Genomic DNA, 20,860 nt, shown 5'->3' on the forward strand with positions numbered 1-20,860 from the left:
CCTCACCCCTCGGGCTCGGCCAGGGCCTCGCGCACCTCCTCCAGGAAACCCGCCACCAGGTGCCGCTCGCTCTGCTGATGCAGGCAGACCAGGGTCTCGGTCATGCAGTGGCCGCTATCCTCGATGGCGAGCCGATGCATCCCGGGATGGTGGCCGGCCTCGGCGGCCGAGACGATCCCCACGCCGAGCCCCGCCGCCACCAGCTCGAAGACGGCCTCGCGGCCCTCGGCCTCGATGGCCGGCGTGAGCGCCATGCCCGCCGCGCGGAGCTCCGCCTCCAGGGCCTGGCGGGTCATGGAGCCGCGCTCGCGCAGCACCAGCGAAGCCCGGGCGAGGTCGGCCAGGCGGATCGAGCGCCAGCGGGCCCAGGGGTGGTCCGCGGGCACGAAGGCGATCAGCGGGGCGCGGCTCAGTTCCACGCTCAGCAGGCGCGGATCCTCCACGGTGCGGCCCAGCACGGCGAAGTCGGCGCGGTGCTCGAACAGCCGCGAGAGGGCCTCGTCGGTGTTGCCGGTCATCAGCTGGAAGCGCACCCCGGGATGGCGCGCCTGGAAGCGGGCGATGAAGCGCCGCACGTGCATCGGCGAGTCCACCGCCAGGGTGAGCTTGCCCGACTGCAGGTCCCGGGCGCCGGCCAGCAGCGCCTCGGCCTCGTCGGCGGCGGCGAACAGCCGCTGGGTGATGCCGAGCAGCCGCTCGCCCAGGTCTGTGAGCACCACCGCGCGCCGGCTGCGGCGCAGCAGGCTGACGCCGAAGCGCTCCTCCAGCTTGCGCACCTGGTCGGAGACCGCCGGCTGGCTGAGGCAGAGGCGCTCGGCGGCGCGGGTGAAGCTGCCGTGGACGGCCACCGCATGGAAGGCGCGCAGCTGCGCGTGGGAGAGGGACATGGTTTCACTATAAGTTCAGGTTGTATCGAAGATACGATAAATCGATTTTATCTATGGTCAAGCGGCTGGTCTGATGGGCACCACTTTCCTTTGATCCACTTCCCTTTGATACATAGCCGGAGCCGCCCATGTCCCTCGCCACCACCACGACCCCCGTCGATGCGCCCGGCCGGCACGCCCCCTACCTGCTGACCCCCGGCCCCCTGACCACCAGCCACACCATCAAGGCCGCGATGCTCCACGACTGGGGCTCCTGGGATGACGACTTCAACCGCCTGACCGCCGAGGTCCGCGCGCAGCTGCTCGAGATGGCCGGCGCCTCGGATGACGCCTACGCCTGCGTGCCCCTGCAGGGCAGCGGCACCTTCGCCGTGGAGGCGGCGCTGGCCACCGCTATCGCTCGCCACGGCAAGGTCCTGGTGCTGGCCAACGGCGCCTACGGCCAGCGCGCCGCCAAGATCCTCGATTACCTGGGCCGCGCGCACGCGGTGCTCGACAAGGGCGACTATCTGCCGCCCCGGGGCGAGGAGGTGGCGGCATGGCTCGATGCCGACCCCGAGATCACCGACGTCTTCCTGGTCCACTGCGAGACCAGCTCCGGCATCCTCAATCCGCTGGCCGAGATTGCCGAGGTGGTCAAGGCCCGGGGCAAGGGGCTGATCGTCGATGCCATGAGCTCCTTCGGCGCGGTGCCGCTGAGCGTCGAGGCGCTGCCCGTCGACGTCCTGGTCTCCTCGGCCAACAAGTGCCTCGAGGGGGTGCCGGGCTTCGGCTTCGTGATCCTGCGCCGCGACCTGCTCGAGGCCAGCGCCGGCCGCGCGCACTCGCTGAGCCTCGATCTCTTCGAGCAGTGGCGCTATATGGAACGCACCGGCCAGTGGCGTTTCACGCCGCCGACCCACGTGGTCGCCGCCTTTCACACGGCGCTGGCCGAGCACCGCGCCGAGGGCGGGGGGGCGGGGCGCCTGGCCCGCTACACCCGCAGCCGCGAGCGGCTGGTGGCCGGCATGCGCGAGCTGGGCTTCGCGACCCTGCTCGAGGATCGCTGGCTGTCGCCGATCATCACCACTTTCTTCAGCCCCGGCCATCCGGCCTTCGATTTCGGCCGCTTCTACGCCGAGCTCAAGGCGCGGGGCTTCATGATCTATCCGGGCAAGCTGACCGAGGCTGAGAGCTTTCGCATCGGCTGCATTGGCCGCCTGGATGTCGCGGTAGTCGAGCACCTGCTCGGCGCCGTGCGCGAGGCGCTCGACGCCATGGGTGTCGACGACGGCCGCCCGGCGGCCTGAGCCGCCACTTTCCTTTGCAACCAACCACTGAACACACGCCACGCTTCAGTGAACACATGCCACTGCCCCGACAACAACGAGGAACGCCCCATGCACTACAACGCCCCAGACCGCCTGCAGGCCGCGATTCACGACTGGGCCGGCACCGTGGTGGACTTCGGCTCCTTCGCGCCGACCCAGATCTTCGTCGACGCCTTCGCCGAGTTCGGCGTCGCGCTCAGCCTGGAGGAGGCCCGCGGCCCCATGGGCATGGGCAAGTGGGACCACATCCGCGCCCTGTGCGATATCCCCGAGATCGCCGAGCGCTGCGCCGAGGTGTTCGGCCATGCGCCCACCGATGCCGACGTGACCGCCCTCTACGAGCGCTTCATGCCGCTGCAGGTCGAGAAGATCCCCGAGCACTCGGCGCTGATTCCCGGCGCCATCGAGGCGATCGCCGCCATGCGCGCCCAGGGCATGAAGATCGGCTCCTGCTCCGGCTATCCGGCCGTGGTCATGCAGCGGGTCGTGGAGATGGCGGCGCAGCACGGCTACCAGGCCGACCACGTGGTGGCCTCCGACGAGGTGCCCAACGGCCGCCCGCATCCGGCCCAGGCGCTGGCCAGCGTGATCGCGCTCGGCATCGAGGACGTGGCCGCCTGCGTAAAGATCGACGACACCACCCCGGGCATCCTCGAGGGGCGCCGCGCCGGCATGTGGACGGTGGCCCTGACCTGCTCGGGCAACGCCCTGGGCCTGACCCTCGAGGAGTTCCAGGCGCTCACGCCCGCGGCCCTGGCCGAGGGGCGTGCCCGGGTCGCCCGGGAGTTCGAGGCCTCGCGGCCCCACTACCTGATCGACACCATCGCCGACCTGCCGGGGGTGATCGACGACATCAACGCCCGGCTGGCCCGCGGCGAGATGCCCCAGGCCTGCTGAACGGCAGCCGTCTCGATAAGCGCAACGACCGGGCCTAGGCCCGGTCGTTGGCGTTCGGGAGGGGGATCAGAGCTCCAGCGGGAACTCCGTGCCGATCACCGCCGGGTCGAAGGGCGTGCGCGAGAAGACGCGGCGGAGCATCGGCTCGAAGTGCTCGAGGGGCGGGGTCGGGTAGTCCGGGTCGAAGGAAGCCTGGTCGTAGCGCTCGCAGAAGTCGACGCAGGCCTGGTAGCAGGGGTGGTCCCGATAGCGGTCGCGCGCGTGCGGGTCCATGCCGAAGTGGTGGGCGAAGTAGTAGGTCTGGAAGAGGCCGTGGTGGTGGACCACCCAGGTCACCTCGCCGCGCACGTAGGGGCGGATGATAGAGGCGGCGAGCTGGGAGTGGTTGTAGGGCGCCAGATCGTCGCCCAGGTCGTGCAGCAGGGCGGCGACGATCATGTCCTCATCGGCGCCGTCGGCCTCGGCGCGGGCCGCCGACTGCAGCGAGTGCTCCAGCCGCGTCACCTGATAGCCGCTAAGGCTGTGCTCGAGCTGGCGCAGAGCGTCCAGCAGGCGATCCACCAGCCCCTCGTTGAACTGCGCCTCCAGCCCCTCCAGGAAGAGGTACTCTTCCCGGGTGCCGTCCTTCATCTGGCGAAATGCGACCTGTTCCATTCAGGCGACCTCCTCGATCGATTCACGGTGTTTCATGAGACTGGCGAAGCGCTCCCGCGGGCCGTCGCTGTCGAGATAGCAGCCCTGCAGGTGGCGACGCCCCTCGTGGCTGTCGTAGCCGGTGCGCCCGTGGAGCACCCGGCTGTTATCGAACAGCATCAGCTCGCCGGCGTCGAGGGCGAAGCGCCGCTCATAGGTGGGGTCCGAGAAGAGCTCGCCGAGGCGCTGGCGGGCAGCGTGGAAGACTCGGGTGTCGGTATCGGAGAGCAGCGGCAGGGCGTCGAGGCGCGGGCTGTAGTGGACCCCGGTCGGATGGCCATCGTCGTCGGTCTGGATCATGGCGCGCTGGGTGACGAGCTCGGTGCCGGCATCGACGAAGCGAAAGCGCACCGGGGTGGTCTTGAGCAGCGCATAGCCCTCGGGAGACTCGCAGCGCAGCTGCTCGAGCACCTTGAGGCTGTCGACCAGGGTCGAGAGCCCGCCTTGGGTCTCGTTGATCAGGCAGTGCAGCAGCTGGATGCCCGGCACCGGCGTGCGGTAGGGGTTATCGGTGTGGGGGCCGAGCGCCACGCTGCGATAGGCCAGGTCGTTGCCGCTCGGCCGCGAGTAGACCTCGAAGTAGCGGCCGAAGTTGGTCTCCTTGACGTAGCCGAAGTGGCGGCCGACCTCGAGGATGCGCTCGGGGTTGGTGGGCACGCCGGTGAGCACCAGGTGGCCCAGGCGCAGGTAGGCGTCCAGTGCGGCGCGGAAGTAGGCCGGCTCGTCGCGCACGCGGCTCCAGTCGAAGCGCACTCGCGCCGGGTCCAGGCGGGCATCCCAGGGCTCGGCGGCGGGAAAGGCGGCACCGTCGTCCAGCTCGTCGGCCAGCACGCGCAGGTCATAGGTCTCGCGGTGGCCGTCGCTGAAGGCGAGCGCCGCGTGGTGCTCGTCGACCCGGACGACCTCGGTCAGTGTCAGGTCGGTGTCGATGGCGTGGGAGTCGAACAGGCGCTGCCGGGTCATCGGCTCCAGCTGGTCGGGCGACTGGGTGCGCTCGCGCAGCCACAGCGGGCTGAGCTCTCGGGTGGTGTCGCCGTCCTCGAGGCACACCGAGGGCGGCTGTTCGTGAAGGACGAACGCGGGGCGGGTGGGCATGACGGGCATCCTCGTATGGCGTCGATCATCGGGCTGTCGATCACCGGCATGGTGGGCGTCGCGCCGCCCGCGGGGTAGGGCCGCGGCCTTATCGCCCACCATGCACTTTTCTTATGCCCGTCACGTTCCTTCGTCGCCGTCAGTCGGACCGCGCCGTCTCGACGCGCCTCACTCCCGGTCAGGGGCGAAGAGGTCGCCCAGGTTCTCGTTGCTGCCTTTCAGCCCGAAGGTGGCGCATGGAGGGTCGAAGCCCTCCTGCTCGCCGATCACCTCTCCACGGGTCGAGATGACGATGCTGCGCTGCTCCGCGAAGCAGTAGTGGTAGCGCTGGATTTCGCCCCAGGTGACCAGCCTGCCGCCGCTCTCCTGCCAGTGGTCGCGGGCCTTCTGACAGGCCGCCGCCAGGCGCTCCGCCCAGGGCAGGCGCCAGAAGCCGAGGGGCAACTTCAGCCGCCGGAAGTGCTCGGTGAAGGCCATGGCGAAGATCGGCGTGCCGGGGCCGCGCACATAGTCGGTATCGGCGAACAGCCAGTGGCGAAAGGCCGCGCGGTCCTCGGCCAGCCGCTCGAGCACGCCCTCGATGGCGGGGCCCGCATCGGCCTCGGGAATGCCCACGCAGCGACAGAGCGCCTCGAGAAAGCCGCGTTCGCCGTAGCGGCTATCGCGATGCTCTCGCTCCAGCCCCAGGTAGGGCCCCTCGCGAAGCCGCTGGTAGTGCGCCAGGGCGTCGGTGTCGTCTGGGTCGTAGCCCAGGTGGGCGAGCACGTCCGCCGGGTGCAGGTGCTGGGTGCGCAGCTGCAGTTCCTGGTTCAGGTTCATGGTCACGCCCTCCCTGCCGGCTGGCGGTGGGGCCGCGGCGCGCCTGAGCGGTTCCGAGCGCCGCGCTGCGCCTCGAGGATGGCGTCGTTGCGCAGTTCCGGGCGCACGATGTCGTCCTCGGCGAGCAGGGCGGCCAGGGTGTGGCGGCGAGTGACGGCGCCGGCAGCGGCGGCCGAGGCGTGAGTGGTGGTGTGAGCGGTAGTAGTGCGGTGGGTCATGATCGTCTCCCTTTCCCCTGGATGCTTTGGATAGAGTGGTTCGGCAAGCGCCGACCCAGGGGAGTGGAGTCGCACGCCGCTTTAGCTGCATTTCTATGCCGCCCGCAAGTTGGTGCTTAAATCGGCGGCGGCCCGAGGGCCAGGCAACAAAAAACCCGCTTTGTGAGTGCTAAAGCGGGCCTCTGAGAGCGCTTTAGCGGCATTTGTAGAGCGCCCGCAAGCTGGTGATCAAATCGGCGCTGAAGACAGCATAGGCCCCGCCGCGCCCGGATGTAAAGCCCTGTCCCGGGCCCGGTTCTAGACCCGTGTGTCGCAGGCACGATGCCGCCTCGAGTCTTGATTAACGCGTTAATCATTAGCGGGGGTAGCCAGCGCTCGGATGTTACTAGTAAACTGGTCTAATCAGGTCGGGCGCAGAGGCGCCGACCCCGGATTCGAACCATCGAAGAGGACGTTACCGCATGGCGTACGAGACCCTGCTGACACCGACCCGCCTGGGCAGCCTGACGCTGCCCAATCGCATCCTGATGGCGCCGCTGACCCGGGCCCGCACGCCCGACAGCGTGCCGGGCAAGCTGCAAGAGGCCTACTACGGCCAGCGCGCCGGCGCGGGGCTGATCATCAGCGAGGCGACCAACATCTCGCCTACCGCGAGGGGCTACGTCTATACCCCGGGCATCTGGACCGATGAGCAGGAGGCCGGCTGGAAGGGCGTGGTGGAGGCCGTGCATGCCAAGGGCGGGCGCATGGCGCTGCAGCTGTGGCACGTGGGGCGCGTTTCCCACGAGCTGGTACAGCCCGAGGGCCAGGCGCCGGTGGCCCCGAGCGCCCTCAAGGGCGAGGGCGCCAAGTGCTTCGTCGAGTTCGAGGACGGCAGCGCCGGCCAGCACGAGACCAGCACCCCGCGGGCGCTTGCGACCGATGAGATCCCCGGCCTCGTCGAGGACTATCGCCAGGCGGCGATTCGCGCCAAGCGGGCCGGTTTCGACATGGTCGAGGTGCACGCGGCCAACGCCTATCTGCTCAACCAGTTCCTGGCCACCGGCACCAACCAGCGCACCGACCAGTACGGCGGCTCGCTGGAGAACCGTGCGCGGTTTCCGTTGGAAGTGGTCGATGCGGTGGCCGAGGTGTTCGGCCCCGCGCGCACCGGCATTCGCCTGACGCCCTTCATCGAGATCTTCGGCCTGACCGACGAGGAGCCGGAGGCGATGGCCTTCTACCTGATGGAAGAGCTCTCCCGGCGCGGCCTCGCCTATGTGCACGTCAACGAGCCCGACTGGGCCGGCGGCGATATCCAGTTCAGCGATGACTTCCGTCGCGGCCTGCGTGAGCGGTTCAGCGGCAGCCTGATCTTCTGCGGCCACTACGACGCCGAGCGCGCCCAGCGGATCATCGACGACGGCATCGCCGATGCGGTGGCCATCGGGCGCTCCTACATCGCCAACCCGGACCTGGTCGAGCGCTTCCGCGTCGGCGCCGCGCTCAACGAGCCGAACCCCGAGACGTTCTACGGCGGCGACGAGACGGGATACACCGACTATCCGTTCCTGGACAACGGTTTCGATCGTCACGGCTGATCGCCGAGCCTTGCGATGTCCCATGCTTTGCTGTTTGGCCCCCTCGCTGAGGGGGCCTTTTTTGTGGGTCGCCGCAAGCTGCCCTCAGCGCGGGTCGGCCGGCCCCAGGAAGCGGGTCTCGCGCTCGATCGCCAGGGCGGCGTCGCGGGCGGCCACGCGCAGCGTGACGGGGAGGCTCGGTCGGGTCAGATCGGCGGTGTCGGCCTCGAGCGCGACGCGCCAGCGCTGGGTGGCGTTCGCGCCCACCTCCATGACGTCGGGACCGACCAGGGAGAGGGCCGGGAGGCCGGTCGCCTCGAGGCGGAAGCGATGCGCCCGGTCGTCCTGGTTGCGCAGGGTCAGGGTGTAGTGGTTGACGACGCGCCCCTCCGCGACCTGGGTGAAGAGTCGCTGGCGGTCCCGTTCGATCTCGAACTGCAGGGGCGTGCGTTCGACCATGAACGCCACCATCAGGGCGATCATCACGGCGAGCCCAATGGCGTAGCCCACCAACTGGGGGCGCAGGATGCGCGAGGCCTGGCCGCCCAGGGCCCGCTCGGTGGTGTAGCGCACCAGGCCGCGCGGCTTGCCGATGCGCTCCATGACGTCGTCGCAGGCATCGATGCAGGCGGCACAGCCGATGCACGCGTACTGCAGACCATCGCGAATGTCGATACCGGTGGGGCAGACCTGGACGCACAGCTCGCAGTCGATGCAATCGCCCATCGGCTCGCTCGGGCCGTCGGCCTTGTGCCGGCGATCGCGGCGCGGCTCGCCCCGGGCGGCATCGTAGGAGACGATCAGCGTGTCGGCGTCGAACATCGCCGACTGGAAGCGGGCGTAGGGGCACATGTGCAGGCACACCTGCTCGCGCAGCCAGCCCGCGTTGAGGTAGGTGAAGAGCGTGAAGAAGCCGATCCAGAACAGCGCCCATGGGCCGACGTCGAGGGTCGCCAGGTCGATGACCAGGTCGCGGATCGGCGTGAAATAGCCGACGAAGGTCAGGCCGGTGACGAAGGCGATGGCCAGCCAGGCACCGTGCTTGGCGACCTTGCGCCACAGTTCATCGAGGCGTCGAGGCGAGCGGTCGCGCCGCATTCGCCGGTGGCGCGGGCCCTCGAGGCGATGCTCGAACCAGATGAACAGGAAGGTCCAGACGCTCTGTGGGCAGGTGTAGCCGCACCAGACGCGCCCGGCGAGCACGGTGATCAGGAAGAGGCCGAAGGCGCAGACGATCAGCAGCCAGGCCAGCAGGATGAAGTCCTGGGGGTAGAAGGTGGCGCTGAAGAGGTGGAACTCGCGGCTCGGCAGGTCGAACCAGACGAGGGGGCGATCGCCCCAGGGCACCCAGGGCAGCCCGACGTAGAGCGCCATCAGCACCCAGTTCGCGCGCCGGCGCAGGCGCTGGAAGACCCCCCGGATCTCGCGGACGTAGAGGCGCGAGCGTGGGGCGGATCTCGTCGGCGGCTGGCTCGCGGCGGGAGCGTTGCGACCGACCCCGGCGTCGGTCGCCAGGTCGTGCAGGGGAATGCGTTGCGTCATATCGGTATCCAGGAGAGGGCAGGCGGGCAACGCCCGCACTATGCGCGCCGGATACTTGGCATAACAGGTTCAGTTGTTGAGCAAAAAACCAGATCAGATGTTCTGCGCCTGGCGTGTTCAGGCGCTTGGCGCTGTGCGGCGGTCCCGCCCATCGGGCGAGCCTGTTTTCGCGGCGAGCGCCCCGGCTGGGGTATGCTGACGCCCCTCGACTCGCCGGAATCGACGCCGATGAAGCGCTACGAGCAGTTTGCCGACACGATTGCGACCCTCATTCGACAGGGGGTGCTGGCGCCCGGCGAGCGTATCCCCTCGGTGCGCCAGGCCAGCCGGCACCACGGCATCAGTCCCTCGACCGTGTTCCAGGCCTACTACCTGCTGGAGAACCGAGGGCTCATCACCGCGCGGGCCCGCTCGGGCTATTTCGTGCGCGAGCAGGCCCGGCGCCTGATGGAGGAGCCTCGGGTCTGCGTGCAGCGGGCGGATCCCGCCGAGGTGGAGGTCAGCGAGCTGGTCTTCTCGGTACTCGACTCCCTTCAGGACACCCGCACGGTGCCCTTCGGCTCGGCCTTCCCGAGCCCCGAGCTCTTTCCCCTGTCGCGCCTGGCCAGCAGCATGGCGCGAGGGCTGCGCGAGCTGTCGCCCCATGCGGTCATCGCCGACATGACCGCCGGCCATCCCGACCTGTGTCGTCAGATCGCCCTGCGCTACATGCTCGGCGGCATGCAGCTTCCCCTGGAGGAGCTGGTGATCACCAATGGCGCCATGGAGGCGCTGAACCTGGGCCTGCAGTGCGTGACCCAGCCCGGCGACCTGGTGGCCATCGAGGCGCCGGCCTTCTATGCCAGCCTCCAGGTGCTGGAGCGGCTCGAGCTGAAGGCGGTGGAGATCCCGGTGCACCCGCGCGAGGGCATCGACCTCGATATCCTCGAGGCGCGCCTGGCGACGCTGCCCATCAAGGCCTGCTGGTTCATGAGCCACCTGCAGAATCCGCAGGGCGCCAGCCTCAGCGATGCGCGAAAGCGTCGCCTCTACGCGCTGCTGAAGCGCCATCGGGTGCCCATGCTCGAGGACGACGCCTACGCCGAGCTGTACTTCGGCACCACGCCGCCGACGCCCGTGAAGGCATTCGACGACGAGGGCCTGGTGATGCACTGCGGCTCCTTTTCGAAGTGCCTGGCGCCGGGCTACCGCGTCGGTTGGGTGGCGGGCGGCCGCTTCGCCGCGGCGATCTCGCGCCTCAAGCTGATGACCACCATCTCCCCGTCGATACCGGCCCAGGCGGCCATTGCCGACTACCTGCAGCGCGGCGGCTACGACCGCCACCTGCGCACGCTGCGCCATGCCCTGGAGGCGCAGCAGGCCGCCATGCTGGCCTCCGCCGACCGGCATTTCCCCACCGGTACCCGCATCACCCGGCCCGACGGCGGCTACTTCCTGTGGGCCGAGTTTCCAGAACGCGTCGACTCGCTGCGCCTTTTCCGCATGGCGCTGGATCAGGGCGTCAGCCTGGCACCGGGCCCCATCTTCTCGGCCACCCAGGGCTTTCGCCACTGCGCGCGCTTGAGCTACGGCCATCCGTGGACGGCGCGCAGCGAGCGGGCCATGGAGACGCTGGGGCGGCTGCTCGCCTCGTTCTGATTCTCGGCTCCGCCCCAGGCTCGCGTGTCCCGAATCACGTGCCCCACACGCCACGATGCCCATCGGCTCGGGCCGACGGGCATCTTCGCTATGACTCTATTGCTTCATGGCACTCGGCACTCGGCACCCGGTGGCCGGGTGCGTGGCGGGGCGTCAGCTGCCCGTCGCCTCGCGGGCCGGGGACAGGCCGCTCGGCATCAGGGCCAGGTCGCGGGTCGTCCCCTGGTGACTCTGGAGGCGCTGGCGCGCCTGCATCATGGCCGTGGAGTCGCCGAGCATGCCGCCGGCGAAGACCTCCAGATCGGTCATGGCCATCGGCGCGGCGTAGGAGATCGTCGCCTCGTTGAGGCTCAGGGCGCGCTCGGTGGCCGGGTCGGCCTGGGCGGTGCCGGCGAGCAGGGCCGTGGCCAGCATCAGGCCGGCAAGGGACTTGGACAGCATGGTAAACCTCCCGCAATAGCGATATTCGGACGTATCTGAACGGACCGGGATGCACTCACTGGCGTGACTCGACCCGGACGGGCCGATCCACGCCGGCGCTCCTCAGTTGCCGCGGTAGGTGGAGTAGCCGTAGGGGCTCAGCAGCAGCGGCACGTGGTAGTGCTGCTCGGTGTTCTCTACCTGGAAGGGCACCGGGATCTCCGGGAAGAAGGTGGCGGTGTCGCGCTCGGCGAACCACTCGCCGGTCTCGAAGGTCACGCGGTAGACGCCGGCCTCGAAGGCTTCGCCCTCGGGGTACAGGGCCGAGACGCGGCCGGCCGCGTCGGTGGTCGCGGTGGCCAGGGATTCCCAGCCCGCGTCGGTGCGACGCTCGAGCTCGACCTCGACGCCCGGCGACGGCTGGCCGCTCTGGATGTTGAGCACATGCACGCTCAGCGGGTTGTCGGCGGCCATGGCGGTGGCGGCGGCGCTGCTGAGGGCGATACCGGCGGCGACGGAAGTGAGGATCTTTTTCATGGATGACTCCTTTAGGGGGTTGTCGAAAGCGTGGTGGAAACGGGTTTCGTGCGCGTTGGGAAGAGTGCCGGCTTACTGGTCGGCGCTGGACTGGGGCAGTACGTCCTCGATGGCGCTGAGGGCACAGCCTTCATCGATGGCGGAGCCGCCGGCGCCGGCCACGCCCAGGGCGCCGATCACGTCACCGTCGACGGTCACCGGCACGCCACCGCCGAGCAGCAGCAGCTCGTCCAGGGTATTCAGGTTGGCCGACTCGGGGTCGTCCCGGGCGATCTTGGCCAGCGCACGGCTGCTGGTGCCGGTCGAGAGCGAGGTGAAGGCCTTGCGCTGGGCGGCCACGGTGTTGTGCGGGCCGATGTTGTCGTCGCGCTGCAGGGCCACCAGGTTGCCGCCGCGGTCGACGGCCGCCACCACGGCGGTGCGGTCGTCGGCGTGGCAGGCCTCGAGCGTGGCGTCGACCAGGCGATTGGCCAGCTCCAGCGACAGGTTCTGCTGGGCAAGACCCACGCCGGTGTCGGCGACGACGCTGCCGGCCAGCAGGGCGGCGCCGAGCAGGGGTAGGCGAGCCAGTCGTGATGTCATGAGCACCTCCTGATGAATGGACGAGGCCATCTTGACACCCTGGCCTCGTCAGACCCCTGACGGCAGGATTACAGCTTTGTAATGGGCACGGGGGCCGGGGGCGGCTACTCTGTGCCGATTTCGCAGAGGGGCGGTATGCGTATCCTGGTGGTGGAGGACGAACAGAAGACGGCCGACTACCTGTGCAAGGGGCTCGGCGAGTCGGGGTATCGCGTCGAGGTGGCGCGTGACGGCTTCGACGCCCAGCATCTGTTCACGGAGGGGGAGTTCGACCTGATCATCCTCGACGTGATGCTGCCGGGCCTGGATGGCTGGCAGCTGCTGCAGCTGATCCGCCGCCGCAGCCAGGTGCCGGTGCTCTTCCTGACCGCCCGCGACGCGGTGGAGTATCGCGTCAAGGGCCTCGAGCTCGGCGCCGACGACTACCTGGTCAAGCCCTTCTCCTTCGTCGAGCTGCTGGCGCGGGTGCGCACCCTGCTGCGCCGCGGCCCGCCCCGGGAGACCGAACACTTCCGCGTGGCCGACCTGGAGATGGACGTGCTGCGCCGCCGGGTGACCCGCCAGGGCGAGCGCATCGCGCTGACCAACAAGGAGTTCGCGCTGCTGGAGCTGTTCCTCGACCGCGAGGGGGAGGTGCTGTCGCGCACCTACATCGCCTCCAGGGTCTGGCAGATGAACTTCGACAGCGACACCAACGTGGTGGAGGTCGCGGTACGCCGGCTGCGCGCCAAGGTCGACGACCCCTATACCCCCAAGCTGATCCACACCGAGCGCGGCATGGGCTACGTGCTGGAGGATCGCTCCTGATGCCGGTGCCGAACTCCCTGGCGATGCGCCTCTCGCTGCTGTTCGCCCTGGTCAGCGTGCTGCTGCTGGGCAGCATCGGCGCCTACCTCTACCACTCGCTGCAGCGGGAGATCGCCTGGCGCGACGACCAGATGCTGCGCGGCCGCCTGGAGCGCATGGAGGCGCTGCTCGACGACGGCGAGAGCGTCGCCGCCCTGCGCGAGCGCCCCCAGCTCTACGCCAACATGCTGGGCAACCGCGACAGCCTGCTGTGGATCCTCGACCCGCAGGGTGAGGTGCTGATCGAGGTCAATCCGGGCCACCTGGCGGTGCCCACGCTGCCGGAAAGCCGCGAGGTGCGCCTCGACGACGTGGCCGGGGCGGTGCCGGCGCGCCTGGCCTGGCAGACCCTCGAGCAGGGCGGGCGGCCGCTGACGCTGGTCGCCGGCAAGCTGCTCGAGGAGCGCCGGCAGATGCTCGCGGCCTACCGGCTGCGGCTGTGGCTGGCACTGGCCGCCGGCGCGCTGCTCGCCTTCCTGCTGGGGTGGGGCGTCAGCCGCCGGGGGCTTAGACCGCTGCGTCGCCTGGCCGAACAGGCCAACCGCATCGACGTGCGCCACCTCGATCGGCGCCTGAACGCCGCGGGTGAGACCGAGGAGATCGGCGCCCTGAGCCTGGGGCTCAACAGGATGCTCGATCGCCTGGAGGAGGGCTTCATGCAGCTTGCCCGCTACTCCGCGGACATGGCCCACGAGATGCGCACGCCGCTGACCAACCTGCTGGGGCAGACGCAGCACACCCTGCGCCGGGAGCGCGGCGCCGAGGAGTACCGGCAGGTGCTGGAGTCGAACATCGAGGAGTACGAGCGGCTGTCACGGATGATCGACAGCATGCTGCTGCTGGCGCGCACCGAGAACCCCTCGAAGGAGATACCGCGCGAGGAGGTCGACCTGGGCCTGCTGGTCGAGCAGCTCTGCGAATACTTCGAGGGCATGGCGGAAGAGGACGGTCGCGAACTGATCCATCACGCCAGCGGGAGCGTGGTGGCCAACTGCGAGCTGCTGCGCCGGGCGCTGGCCAACCTGCTGGCCAATGCCCTGCGTCACGGTCGCAGCGGCACCCCGATTCGCGTCAGCACCGTGACCAAGGAGGAGTGGGTCGAACTGCGCGTGCAGAACCAGGGCGAGGTGATCGCGCCGGAGGACCTTTCCCGGGTCTTCGAGCGCTTCTATCGCTGCGACCCGGCGCGCACCGGCGCCGTGGATTCCGGCGGGCTGGGGCTCGCCATCGTGCGCTCGATCGCCCAGTGGCATGGCGGCGAGGTCGGCGTCGAGAGCAGCGCCGAGCGCGGCACCACCTTTACCCTGTCGCTGCCGCGGGTCAGTCGCGACGCGGCGGCACCACCACCACCGGCACGTGAGACCGCTTGATCACGCCCTTGGTGATCTTGCCCGCATAGGTGGCCGAGAAGCTGCGCTTGTTGGCCGCCATCACGATCATGTCGCTGCCGCTGCGATGGGCGTAGTCGGTGATCACCACGGCCGGATAGCCCTCCAGCACGCTGCGCTTCATCTCGCGGGCGCCGAAGGCGTCACGCAGCTCGGGGTGGCCGGCCCAGAAGGTCTCGATCTTCGTATCGAGCACCTCGGCGGCCTCCTTGAGGCGCTGCCCCCGCAGGGTCTCGAGGATCTCCCGATCCGGGATGTTGACCCGCAGCGTGTTCACCACGTCATCGGAGAGCGACTTGACCGCGTGCAGCACCTCCAGCTCGGCGCCGGTGGCCACCGCCAGTCCCACCGCGTGCGCCAGCACCGGGTTGCAGTCGATCTTCAGCCCCACACAGCACAGGATGCGACGGATACCATGGCTCATGATGCCTCCTTGGACGGCGCGGCCACTCGGTGCCGCGTCGCGCGATCGGTGTTGGGTAGTACCCACTAGCTTATCGCACTGGGCCCATGACGCCGAACGCTGGGGGTGCGTCAGATCGTCGGGGGCCGGTCGTGCATCAGCTGCCACAGCGTCTCCACCGAGGCGGACTCGACGTCGGGCTGGCGGTAACAGGCCACCACCAGCTTCGGGCCGCCCAGGGTGTCCCGCAGCGAGACCAGCCGGCCTGCCATCAGGTCCTCCTCGATCAGGCCGTGGGGCAGCCAGCCGATCCCCAGCCCCGACAGGGTCAGCTCGCGGATGCCGATCGTGAACGAGGTCTCGCACACCAGCTCGGTATCGAAGCGGCGCTGCAGGTCGAGCAGATAGGGGCTCGCCAGCACCCCGCCGAGAAAGCTGTCCGGCTCGTAGCCGATCAGCGGCAGGTGGGCCCGCCCCTCGAGATCGAACAGGGCTTGCCCCTGCTGGTCCGCGGCGCAGACCGGGATCAGCTGCTCGACACCCAGCGGGACGCGCTCGATCTCCTCGCGATCGAGGAACAGCGGTGTGCCCTCGAGCTCGCTGCACAGCAGCAGGTCGGCCTCGCCGCGCTGGAAGTTGCGGATGCAGTCGCTGCGATCCGACGACCTGACCTGCAGGCGCGCCTCGGGCGCCTGCTGACGGAAGTGGCGCAGCAGGCGGGGAAGGTAGCTCACGGTAAGGGTGTGCTGGGTGGTCAGGATCGCCCGGGGGCCGTGCATCGCATCCGCCCGGATGCGGCTGCGCATGGCATAGAGGCGCGCCAGCCAATCGCGCATCGACGGCTCGTAGGCCCGGGCGTGGGGCGTGAGGGCGAGACGCGGCGAGTGGCGATCGATCAGCTCGACCCCCAGCCACTCCTCCAGCTGGCGGATGCGCCGCGAGAACGCCGGCTGGGTGACGTGGCGCACCTCCGCGGCCTGGGAAAAGGTGCCCGCCTCGATCAGGGCAAGAAAATCTTCAATCCACTCGATCTTCATCACAACCTTCCAGCGATCAATGCCATTTCAGTGGTATTTGTTGAGTATGCAAAAAAGTAACCGCTCACGAGCATCTTGGCATTGGTCTGCATCGGCGTGCAGGGATTAGTTTGATTCCAGACCGGTCGGTGGCAAACGGTGATTCGCCGGCCCGTTGACCGTCTCACTTCGAGAGCACGCTTATGCCACAACAAATTACCCGCCTGGAGGCTCGTATGCATCTTTCCCGCTTTCCCCGTGTCCGCCTCGGCCACATGCCGACACCGCTCGAGCCGATGGACAACCTGAGCCGCCTGCTGGGTGGCCCGCGCCTGTGGATCAAGCGCGACGACTGCACGGGGCTCTCCACCGGCGGTAACAAGACCCGCAAGCTCGAGTTCCTGATGGCCGATGCCCTGGAGAAGGGCGCCGACACCATCATCACCCAGGGCGCGACCCAGTCGAACCACGCCCGCCAGACCGTGGCGGCGGCCTGCAAGCTGGGCCTTGGGTGCCACATCCTGCTCGAGGATCGCACCGGCAGCCACGACCCGGCCTACAACTACAACGGCAACGTCTTCCTCGACCAGCTGCACGGCGCCACCGTCGAGAAGCGCCCCGGCGGCGCCGACATGGCGGCCGAGATGGAGACCCTGGCCGAGACGCTGAAGGGGCAGGGCAAGACCCCCTACATCATCCCCGGCGGCGGCTCCAACGAGATCGGCGCCCTGGGCTACGTCAACGCCGCCCTGGAACTGCTGGCCCAGGCCAACGAGATGGGCCTGCAGATCGACCACCTGGTGCATGCCACCGGCAGCGCCGGCACCCAGGCCGGCCTCGTCACCGGCCTGTCCGCCTGCAACTCGGGCATCCCGGTGCTCGGCGTCGGCGTGCGTGCGCCCAAGGACAAGCAGGAGGCCAACGTCTTCGCGCTGGCCCAGAAGACCGAGGCCAAGCTCGGCCTTTCCGGTGTGGTGTCCCGCGAGGACGTGGTGGCCAACTGTGACTACGTCGGCGAAGGCTACGGCATCCCCACCGAGAGCATGGTCGAGGCCGTCACCCTGATGGCCCGCCACGAGGGCATCCTGCTCGACCCGGTCTACTCCGGCAAAGGCATGGCGGGCCTGATCGACCTGATTCGCAAGGGCCAGTTCAAGGAAGGCGAGAACGTGGTGTTCCTGCACACCGGCGGCAGCGTGGCCCTGTTCGGCTACCCGGATGCCTTCGGCTTCCCCGACTACCAGGCGTGACGACAGGCTCCCGGCCCTCGCTGGGCCGCAAGGGGGCGAGTCGTCCTCCCCGGGCTGCGCCCCGGGGAATTCATCAGAGATTTGAGCCGTTAGCGCCATTGCGGAGCACACAATGACAATTCGACATCTCAAGCGGGCGGAGGGCGCCGAGGGCGTCGCCGCCGAAGATCAACGGGTCACCACCGCGGTGCGCCAGATGCTCGACGACATTCGCGAGCGTGGCGAGCCGGCCGTGCGCGAGTACGCCGAGAAGTTCGACGGCTGGACCGGCGACTTCGTGCTCAGCGACGAGAAGCGCCAGCGCCTCATCGACGGCGTGCCGCAGTCGGTGAAGGACGACATCGACTTCGCCCATCGCCAGATCCGCCGCTTCGCCGAGGCGCAGCGCGACAGCCTGACCTCCTTCGAGATCGAGACCGAGCCCGGCGTGCTGCTCGGCCAGCGGGTGCTGCCGGTCGACTGCGCCGGCTGCTACATCCCCGGCGGCCGCTATGCCCATGCCGCCTCGGCGCTGATGAGCGTGGCGACGGCCAAGGCGGCCGGCGTGCCCCACGTGGTGGCCTGCTCCCCGCCCCGCGGTGACAGCATCAACCCGGCGGTGGTCTACGCGCTGCACGTGGCCGGTGCCGACATGATCCTCGAGATGGGCGGCGTGCACGCCATGGCGAGCATGGCCTTCGGCCTGTTCGGCGGGCGTGAGGCCGACATCCTGGTCGGCCCGGGCAACGCCTACGTGGCCGAGGCCAAGCGCCTGCTGTTCGGCCAGGTCGGCATCGACGTCTTCGCCGGCCCGACCGAATCGGCGGTGATCGCCGACGACTCGGCCGACCCGATGACCATCGCCGTCGACCTGGTCTCCCAGGCCGAGCACGGCACCAACTCGCCGGTGTGGCTGTTCACCACCAGCGAGGCCCTGGGCCGGAAGGTCATCGAGCTTGTGCCCCAGGTCGCCGACGACATGCCCAACGCCGACGTCATCCACGCCGCCTGGCGCGATCACGGCGAGGTGATCCTGGGCGACAGCCGCGAGGAGGTCGTCGAGGTGAGCGATCGCTACGCCTGCGAACACCTGCAGGTGCTGTGCGAGGACCTCGACTGGTGGAAGGAGCGCCTCGGCAACTACGGCTCGCTGTTCCTCGGCGAGGGCAGCACCGTGACCCACGGCGACAAGTGCTCGGGCACCAACCACATCCTGCCGACCAAGCGCGCCGGTCGCTACTCGGGCGGCCTGAACGTGCACAAGTTCATGAAGGTGCTGACCACCCAGCAGCTCAGCGAGGAGGCCAACCGGACCTTCAGCGCCGTGGGCTCGCGCATCTCCCGCGTCGAGGGCATGGAAGGGCACGCCCGGGCCTGCGACTGGCGCCTGACCAAGTACTTCCCCGACGAGCAGTGGGATTTCCCCGTCCATCACCAGCAGCGTTATTGAGGTAGGTGCCATGCGCCGTTTCTCGAAATCCTTTACCCAGCAGGAGCCGATCGCCGAGGCAGCGATCGAGGCCGCGGTGGCGGTCCTGCGCACCGGTCGCCTGCACCGCTACAACCTGGTCGAGGGCGAGAAGGGCGAGACCGCCTTGCTGGAGCAGGAGTTCGCCGCGAGCCTGGACGTGCCCTATGTGCTGGCCTGCGCCTCCGGGGGCTATGCGCTGCAGCTGGCGCTGCGCGCCTGCGGGCTCGAGCGGGGCGAGGCGGTGCTGTGCAACGCCTTCACGCTCTCGCCGGTGCCGGGCAGCATCCACGCTGCGGGCGGCGAGGCCGTGCTGGTGGACATCCGTGAGGACACCACCGTCGATCCCGACGACCTGGCCGCCGCGGCGAAGGAGAGCGGGGCGCGTTTCTTCCTGCTCTCGCACATGCGCGGCCATATCGGCGACATGGACGCCATCGTGGCGGTCTGCGAGGCCCACGGCATCACCCTGATCGAGGACTGCGCCCATACCATGGGGGCCAGCTACGACGGCCGGCCCAGCGGCACCTTCGGCAAGGTGGGCTGCTTCAGCACCCAGACCTACAAGCACCTCAACTCCGGCGAGGGGGGCCTTTTGAGCACCGACGATCCCGAGGTGATGCGCCGCGCGGTGATCATGTCGGGCTCCTACATGCTCTACGACCGCCACCTGGCGGCGCCGCCCGCCGAGACCTTCGACGAGACCCGGCTGGTGACACCCAACATGAGCGGGCGGATGGACAACCTGCGCGCGGCGATCCTGCGTCCGCAGCTGGCCGAGCTGCCCTCGCGCCGAGAGCGCTGGAACGTGCTCTATCGCCGCCTCGAGGCGGGCCTGGCCGAGATGGCCCCGGTCGAGACGATTCCGCGGCCCGCGCGGGAGGAGTTCGTCGGCAGCTCGATCCAGTTCCGGCTGCCGTCGCTTACCCACGATGAGATCGCCCGGTTCATCGCCGGCTGCGAGGCGCGCGGCATTCCGCTCAAGTGGTACGGCAAGCCCCAGCCCGAGGACTACACCAGCCGCTACGACAGCTGGGGCTATCTCGGCGCGACGCGTTCCTTGCCCAACGCCGATCGCCTCCTGGCCACGCTGTGCGACCTGAGGCTGCCGTTGACCTTCGACGAACACGACTGCGACGACATCGCCCTGCTGATCGGCGATGCCCTGGCGCAGGCCACCGACAAGACTACCCGCGGGTAGTGCGTACCTCGCGTACGCAGTAGCAGCACCCACCCGATGAAGAATGGAGTGACAACAATGTTCAAGAAAACTCTCTTGGCTTCCGCCGTGTTGGCCACACTGACCGCCCAGGCTGCTCAGGCCGAGACCTTCAAGGTCGGCATGGGCGATCCCATGGAGTCCGACCAGGGGGCCCTGGCCCAGCGCTTCGAGGAGCTGGTCGAGTCGCTCTCCGGCGGCGAGATGCAGGTCGAGCTGTTCCCCGGCGGCCAGCTCGGTTCCGAGACCGGCATGATCCAGGACACCCGCATCGGCAAGCTCGACTTCGCCCTGGTCGGGGTGGGCAACCTGACCCCCTACGCGCCGCGTCTCGGCGCCCTGACCATGCCCTACGCGATCCGCAGCCATGCCGATGCGGTCAAGGCGACCACCGGCCCGCTGGCGGATCGCTGGAACGCCATCGCCGAAGAGGAAGCCGGCGTGCACATCGTCAGCTGGCTCTATTCCAACTTCCGCTACCTGACCAACTCCCAGCGCCCCGTGACCACCCTGGAGGACATCGACGGCCTCAAGGTGCGGGTGCCGCAGAACGAGCTGATGCTGTCCACCTACGAGGCCTGGGGCGCCAGTCCGATCAGCATGTCCTGGCCGGAGGTCTTCACCGGCCTGCAGCAGGGCGTGATCGACGGTCAGGACAACCCCTACATCGTCAACTACACGATGAAGTTCCACGAGGTGCAGGACTACCTCACCGAGATCCACTACCAGTACTCCCTCCAGCCGATCGTGATGGGCGTGCGGACCTACGAGAAGCTCTCCGACGAGGAGCGCGAGATCATCGACCGGGCGGGGCTCGAGGCCCAGCTCTACGCGCTGCAGTTCCAGCTGACCGAGGCCTCCAAGGCTCGCGCCGGCATGGAGGCCGAAGGCGTCGAGGTCTCGACTCTCGAGGACGAGGAAGAGTGGGTGCGCATCGCCAAGGAGCAGGTCTGGCCGGAGTTCTATGACGAGATCGGCGGCCAGGAAGCCTTCGAGGAAATGCAGAAGGCATTGGGCCACTGAGTGAGGCCGGGCCGGGCGACGCCGCGTCGCCCGGTCCATCGCGCTTCTCGCACTCCCACCGGGGAAGGAGG

Annotated in this window: 21 protein-coding genes and 1 riboswitch; of the genes, 10 read left to right on the plus strand and 11 right to left on the minus strand. The window is 69.0% G+C overall.

The window, feature by feature from the left end; translation table 11 throughout:
- Positions 1-2 precede the first annotated feature (2 nt).
- Positions 3-887 carry a LysR substrate-binding domain-containing protein gene (locus tag ACGTNG_RS04660; RefSeq protein ID WP_394575765.1) on the minus strand — a complete coding sequence of 295 codons (885 nt, stop codon included), beginning with the start codon at positions 885-887 and terminating at the stop codon, positions 3-5.
- Positions 888-1,015: 128 nt separating this feature from the next.
- Between ACGTNG_RS04660 and ACGTNG_RS04665 the strand changes: the two genes are divergently transcribed.
- Together ACGTNG_RS04665 and phnX are read left to right on the plus strand one after the other, a co-directional pair.
- The gene (locus ACGTNG_RS04665) at positions 1,016-2,176 is read left to right on the plus strand and encodes a 2-aminoethylphosphonate--pyruvate transaminase (RefSeq protein ID WP_394575767.1); all 1,161 of its coding nucleotides are present in this window, start codon (positions 1,016-1,018) and stop codon (positions 2,174-2,176) included.
- Between the two features lie 90 nt (positions 2,177-2,266).
- Positions 2,267-3,094 (plus strand): phosphonoacetaldehyde hydrolase, encoded by an 828-nt coding sequence (gene phnX / locus ACGTNG_RS04670; protein WP_394575768.1) that lies wholly within the window; start codon positions 2,267-2,269, stop codon positions 3,092-3,094.
- 66 nt (positions 3,095-3,160) lie between these two features.
- On the opposite strand, the gene ACGTNG_RS04675 is transcribed toward phnX, so the two are convergent.
- The 4 genes from ACGTNG_RS04675 to ACGTNG_RS04690 form a co-directional block, all read right to left on the minus strand.
- Complete coding sequence (locus ACGTNG_RS04675; protein ID WP_394575769.1) at positions 3,161-3,748, minus strand: HD domain-containing protein; 588 nt, start codon at positions 3,746-3,748, stop codon at positions 3,161-3,163.
- The gene (locus ACGTNG_RS04680; protein WP_394575771.1) at positions 3,749-4,882 is read right to left on the minus strand and encodes a TauD/TfdA family dioxygenase; all 1,134 of its coding nucleotides are present in this window, start codon (positions 4,880-4,882) and stop codon (positions 3,749-3,751) included. It abuts the gene before it with no gap.
- A gap of 168 nt (positions 4,883-5,050) precedes the next feature.
- Positions 5,051-5,701 (minus strand): hypothetical protein, encoded by a 651-nt coding sequence (locus tag ACGTNG_RS04685; protein ID WP_394575772.1) that lies wholly within the window; start codon positions 5,699-5,701, stop codon positions 5,051-5,053.
- Positions 5,702-5,703: 2 nt separating this feature from the next.
- Positions 5,704-5,919, minus strand: a complete 216-nt coding sequence (locus ACGTNG_RS04690; RefSeq protein ID WP_394575773.1) for a hypothetical protein — start codon at positions 5,917-5,919, stop codon at positions 5,704-5,706.
- A gap of 172 nt (positions 5,920-6,091) precedes the next feature.
- A riboswitch (SAM riboswitch) is annotated at positions 6,092-6,169 on the minus strand.
- Between the two features lie 211 nt (positions 6,170-6,380).
- Here ACGTNG_RS04690 and ACGTNG_RS04695 point away from each other — a divergent pair.
- Entirely contained in the window at positions 6,381-7,499 is a 1,119-nt protein-coding gene (locus tag ACGTNG_RS04695) for an alkene reductase (RefSeq protein WP_394575774.1), read from the plus strand.
- An 84-nt stretch (positions 7,500-7,583) separates the two neighbouring features.
- On the opposite strand, the gene ccoG is transcribed toward ACGTNG_RS04695, so the two are convergent.
- Positions 7,584-9,020, minus strand: coding sequence for a cytochrome c oxidase accessory protein CcoG (ccoG, locus tag ACGTNG_RS04700; RefSeq protein ID WP_394575776.1), 1,437 nt, complete (start codon positions 9,018-9,020; stop codon positions 7,584-7,586).
- Between the two features lie 228 nt (positions 9,021-9,248).
- Between ccoG and mapR the strand changes: the two genes are divergently transcribed.
- Positions 9,249-10,658: a GntR family transcriptional regulator MpaR gene (gene mapR, locus ACGTNG_RS04705; RefSeq protein ID WP_394576170.1), complete on the plus strand. Its 1,410-nt coding sequence runs from the start codon at positions 9,249-9,251 to the stop codon at positions 10,656-10,658.
- A 153-nt stretch (positions 10,659-10,811) separates the two neighbouring features.
- On the opposite strand, the gene ACGTNG_RS04710 is transcribed toward mapR, so the two are convergent.
- From ACGTNG_RS04710 to ACGTNG_RS04720, 3 genes are all read right to left on the minus strand, one after another.
- Positions 10,812-11,099, minus strand: a complete 288-nt coding sequence (locus tag ACGTNG_RS04710; protein WP_394575777.1) for a hypothetical protein — start codon at positions 11,097-11,099, stop codon at positions 10,812-10,814.
- A 102-nt stretch (positions 11,100-11,201) separates the two neighbouring features.
- Complete coding sequence (uraH, locus tag ACGTNG_RS04715; RefSeq protein ID WP_394575778.1) at positions 11,202-11,615, minus strand: hydroxyisourate hydrolase; 414 nt, start codon at positions 11,613-11,615, stop codon at positions 11,202-11,204.
- A gap of 72 nt (positions 11,616-11,687) precedes the next feature.
- A complete protein-coding gene (locus ACGTNG_RS04720; RefSeq protein WP_394575779.1) occupies positions 11,688-12,197 on the minus strand; it encodes a GlcG/HbpS family heme-binding protein in 510 nt (169 codons plus the stop codon).
- A gap of 135 nt (positions 12,198-12,332) precedes the next feature.
- On the opposite strand from ACGTNG_RS04720, the gene ACGTNG_RS04725 reads away from it, so the two are divergent.
- Together ACGTNG_RS04725 and ACGTNG_RS04730 are read left to right on the plus strand one after the other, a co-directional pair.
- Positions 12,333-13,004 (plus strand): heavy metal response regulator transcription factor, encoded by a 672-nt coding sequence (locus ACGTNG_RS04725; protein ID WP_394575780.1) that lies wholly within the window; start codon positions 12,333-12,335, stop codon positions 13,002-13,004.
- Entirely contained in the window at positions 13,004-14,413 is a 1,410-nt protein-coding gene (locus tag ACGTNG_RS04730) for a heavy metal sensor histidine kinase (protein ID WP_394575781.1), read from the plus strand. The genes ACGTNG_RS04725 and ACGTNG_RS04730 overlap by 1 nt, the downstream gene beginning before the upstream one ends.
- On the opposite strand, the gene ACGTNG_RS04735 is transcribed toward ACGTNG_RS04730, so the two are convergent.
- Together ACGTNG_RS04735 and ACGTNG_RS04740 are read right to left on the minus strand one after the other, a co-directional pair.
- A complete protein-coding gene (locus ACGTNG_RS04735) occupies positions 14,364-14,855 on the minus strand; it encodes a universal stress protein (RefSeq protein ID WP_394575782.1) in 492 nt (163 codons plus the stop codon). The genes ACGTNG_RS04730 and ACGTNG_RS04735 overlap by 50 nt on opposite strands.
- A gap of 110 nt (positions 14,856-14,965) precedes the next feature.
- Positions 14,966-15,871, minus strand: a complete 906-nt coding sequence (locus tag ACGTNG_RS04740) for a LysR family transcriptional regulator (protein ID WP_394575783.1) — start codon at positions 15,869-15,871, stop codon at positions 14,966-14,968.
- Between the two features lie 215 nt (positions 15,872-16,086).
- Between ACGTNG_RS04740 and cuyA the strand changes: the two genes are divergently transcribed.
- The 4 genes from cuyA to ACGTNG_RS04760 all read left to right on the plus strand — a co-directional run bounded on the left by cuyA (position 16,087) and on the right by ACGTNG_RS04760 (position 20,789).
- Positions 16,087-17,100 (plus strand): D-cysteate sulfo-lyase, encoded by a 1,014-nt coding sequence (cuyA, locus tag ACGTNG_RS04745; protein WP_394575784.1) that lies wholly within the window; start codon positions 16,087-16,089, stop codon positions 17,098-17,100.
- Between the two features lie 112 nt (positions 17,101-17,212).
- A complete protein-coding gene (gene hisD / locus ACGTNG_RS04750; protein WP_394575785.1) occupies positions 17,213-18,529 on the plus strand; it encodes a histidinol dehydrogenase in 1,317 nt (438 codons plus the stop codon).
- Between the two features lie 10 nt (positions 18,530-18,539).
- Positions 18,540-19,748: a DegT/DnrJ/EryC1/StrS family aminotransferase gene (locus tag ACGTNG_RS04755; protein ID WP_394575786.1), complete on the plus strand. Its 1,209-nt coding sequence runs from the start codon at positions 18,540-18,542 to the stop codon at positions 19,746-19,748.
- A gap of 57 nt (positions 19,749-19,805) precedes the next feature.
- Positions 19,806-20,789: a TRAP transporter substrate-binding protein gene (locus ACGTNG_RS04760; protein WP_394575787.1), complete on the plus strand. Its 984-nt coding sequence runs from the start codon at positions 19,806-19,808 to the stop codon at positions 20,787-20,789.
- The last annotated feature ends 71 nt before the right edge of the window (positions 20,790-20,860 follow it).

This window comes from Halomonas sp. B23F22_3 (genome assembly GCF_043496965.1).
GTDB lineage: Bacteria > Pseudomonadota > Gammaproteobacteria > Pseudomonadales > Halomonadaceae > Halomonas.

Coding starts and splice junctions, on each gene's coding strand:
- ACGTNG_RS04660 (WP_394575765.1), bottom strand. CDS start 887: ATGTCCCTCTCCCACGCGCAGCTGCGCGCCTTCCATGCGGTGGCCGTC.
- ACGTNG_RS04665 (WP_394575767.1), top strand. CDS start 1,016: ATGTCCCTCGCCACCACCACGACCCCCGTCGATGCGCCCGGCCGGCAC.
- phnX (WP_394575768.1), top strand. CDS start 2,267: ATGCACTACAACGCCCCAGACCGCCTGCAGGCCGCGATTCACGACTGG.
- ACGTNG_RS04675 (WP_394575769.1), bottom strand. CDS start 3,748: ATGGAACAGGTCGCATTTCGCCAGATGAAGGACGGCACCCGGGAAGAG.
- ACGTNG_RS04680 (WP_394575771.1), bottom strand. CDS start 4,882: ATGCCCACCCGCCCCGCGTTCGTCCTTCACGAACAGCCGCCCTCGGTG.
- ACGTNG_RS04685 (WP_394575772.1), bottom strand. CDS start 5,701: ATGAACCTGAACCAGGAACTGCAGCTGCGCACCCAGCACCTGCACCCG.
- ACGTNG_RS04690 (WP_394575773.1), bottom strand. CDS start 5,919: ATGACCCACCGCACTACTACCGCTCACACCACCACTCACGCCTCGGCC.
- ACGTNG_RS04695 (WP_394575774.1), top strand. CDS start 6,381: ATGGCGTACGAGACCCTGCTGACACCGACCCGCCTGGGCAGCCTGACG.
- ccoG (WP_394575776.1), bottom strand. CDS start 9,020: ATGACGCAACGCATTCCCCTGCACGACCTGGCGACCGACGCCGGGGTC.
- mapR (WP_394576170.1), top strand. CDS start 9,249: ATGAAGCGCTACGAGCAGTTTGCCGACACGATTGCGACCCTCATTCGA.
- ACGTNG_RS04710 (WP_394575777.1), bottom strand. CDS start 11,099: ATGCTGTCCAAGTCCCTTGCCGGCCTGATGCTGGCCACGGCCCTGCTC.
- uraH (WP_394575778.1), bottom strand. CDS start 11,615: ATGAAAAAGATCCTCACTTCCGTCGCCGCCGGTATCGCCCTCAGCAGC.
- ACGTNG_RS04720 (WP_394575779.1), bottom strand. CDS start 12,197: ATGACATCACGACTGGCTCGCCTACCCCTGCTCGGCGCCGCCCTGCTG.
- ACGTNG_RS04725 (WP_394575780.1), top strand. CDS start 12,333: ATGCGTATCCTGGTGGTGGAGGACGAACAGAAGACGGCCGACTACCTG.
- ACGTNG_RS04730 (WP_394575781.1), top strand. CDS start 13,004: ATGCCGGTGCCGAACTCCCTGGCGATGCGCCTCTCGCTGCTGTTCGCC.
- ACGTNG_RS04735 (WP_394575782.1), bottom strand. CDS start 14,855: ATGAGCCATGGTATCCGTCGCATCCTGTGCTGTGTGGGGCTGAAGATC.
- ACGTNG_RS04740 (WP_394575783.1), bottom strand. CDS start 15,871: ATGAAGATCGAGTGGATTGAAGATTTTCTTGCCCTGATCGAGGCGGGC.
- cuyA (WP_394575784.1), top strand. CDS start 16,087: ATGCATCTTTCCCGCTTTCCCCGTGTCCGCCTCGGCCACATGCCGACA.
- hisD (WP_394575785.1), top strand. CDS start 17,213: ATGACAATTCGACATCTCAAGCGGGCGGAGGGCGCCGAGGGCGTCGCC.
- ACGTNG_RS04755 (WP_394575786.1), top strand. CDS start 18,540: ATGCGCCGTTTCTCGAAATCCTTTACCCAGCAGGAGCCGATCGCCGAG.
- ACGTNG_RS04760 (WP_394575787.1), top strand. CDS start 19,806: ATGTTCAAGAAAACTCTCTTGGCTTCCGCCGTGTTGGCCACACTGACC.